A 1806-nucleotide genomic window follows, 5' to 3' on the forward strand; every position below is an offset into this window, starting at 1 on the left:
CATCGATGCACACCAAATCCCCAGGCTGGACGATGGTATCGGTATGCGCACCTTTCTTGTCGTCGTAATAGGGGAAGAAGTTGGCGAGCGCAACATCGCCATTGGTGACATGGACCACCTCGCCTAATTGCTCGGGAACTGGCTTGTAATTCTTTTCGACGTAGGCGCGAATCTTGTCCCCATCGATCCCGTCCACATTGGTGACTACCCGCCGCCCTTTGGCGATGGCAGGGACAATGACCTCTGCTACCACCTCATAGCTTTTGCCGGAGCCCATCAGGCCGGTATAGACATTGATGCCCATGATCAGCCAATCAGCGGAATACGACGAATTGTGAAGCGTGTCACGTAGGCCGACAGCAGCAGCGGTACTCCAGCCTTGATATTGAACAGATTGAGGAAATACCAAACTGCATTAGGAATGCCGCCGAAGGCATTCGTGAGCTGGTCTCCAGTCGGAAGGAATTGCACGATGACGGCCATAAATTCAGTCGTCACGAAGAACAGTGCGAAGAACACGACGAACTTAACAATAATCGACCGCAGGACGAATGCAAGGACGGCATTGAGCGCCGATAGAACGATGCCAAACATGTCGCCTCTCCTTTATGAGCGAAGAACAATGAACAGCGCTAGGAGCGCATAAACCACCGCCATTGCGGCATAGAGAGACGACCTCGATTGCTCCAAGAGCGCGCTATGATCCTTGAAAGCAATGTCTTTGCCGAAGACGGGAACACTCCAAGTCGGGCATTGCACATCCACACTAGGCACCACGAAAGACTTGAGCGTCGGAAAAATATTGCGCGTGGGCGCAATAATTTGCGTGGCGGTAGGAATGGGCTCTAATGACGGCGCGCCGATGCCTGGATCAGGGCCGAGATTTTCCAGCGGCTGATTGCTGGGGTTCGTGCCAGTATTCGGCGCCGAGCTGGAGGGATCGACCGAGGATTGCGGAGTGCTGGAGGTGGGCAATCCAAATGGTGAGGAGCTAGCCGGAGAACTAGACACCGGGCCACTGCTCGGAATCGGATTGGTGACGTTGCCGGTTCCAGGATCTACTGGCGTAGCCTGCTGTGGCGTTACAAAGTCCCCTACTGTTGGCCAGTAATCGGGATGCGAAGATTGCCAGTTGGAGACATCGCCCGTTGTGATCGGATTGGAGGCGTCATAAGGCAAGCCATCATAGCCGGACGAACCCGCAGCGTTTCGCCACGCTGCATTGGCGATATCGGCAATAGGCTGAGTTGGCAGAGGCGCTGCAAGATCAGAAGCAGATAGCGACTTGGCCGCATCAGCAGCGCTCATCGAAGGGGCCGCAGCTAGCTCTTTGAAATTGGAGGCCGGACAGACGCCGTTTGATGCAGTGAGCTTGATGCCAGGGCAGAGCGTTTTATTGTTGGACGATTTCTGAGGCGCACCCAGCGAGCCATTGTCTTCGGTATAGGAGCCGCCCGTATCAGAAACGACGGTGCGTATCAGGTGGCAAAAACCGTCAGATTTCAAGACAGCGCGCTGCGTACCATGCCCGCCCGAAATCGTGAAGTCAGTATACGAAGCGCCTAAACAAGCGTTAGCCGGAGAAGTCGCCACCGCATTGGAAAAGATATAAACCGTATCGGGAGGTGCCAAGCCAGCAGGCGTATTGATCGAGCTTGGATTATCTCCAACTTGTACGCTGCCGTTCTTGCTGTAGTACCACTTTGCCCCGAGGTAGCCGATAGCCCAACCGACAGCGGCAGCCACTGCAAGCGTCCCAATGACAATAGCGCCGACCGTTCCCCACGCCACCAGCGTGCTTATGCG

At 55.2% G+C, this 1806-nt stretch carries 2 protein-coding genes and 1 pseudogene; all 3 read right to left on the reverse strand.

Annotation, left to right across the window (positions count from 1 at the left end):
* The coding region (locus I5W_RS12010; protein WP_044529395.1) for a zonular occludens toxin domain-containing protein at window positions 1-304 on the reverse strand (304 nt) is incomplete at its 3' end.
* Between the two features lie 2 nt (window positions 305-306).
* Window positions 307-594: a DUF2523 family protein gene (locus tag I5W_RS12015; protein WP_017453347.1), complete on the reverse strand. Its 288-nt coding sequence runs from the start codon at window positions 592-594 to the stop codon at window positions 307-309.
* Between the two features lie 12 nt (window positions 595-606).
* Window positions 607-1806 (reverse strand): annotated as a pseudogene (locus tag I5W_RS32040) (hypothetical protein); the annotation flags it as partial.

The sequence above is a fragment of the Herbaspirillum sp. B65 genome (assembly GCF_000333555.1).
Classification (GTDB): domain Bacteria; phylum Pseudomonadota; class Gammaproteobacteria; order Burkholderiales; family Burkholderiaceae_D; genus Herbaspirillum; species Herbaspirillum rubrisubalbicans.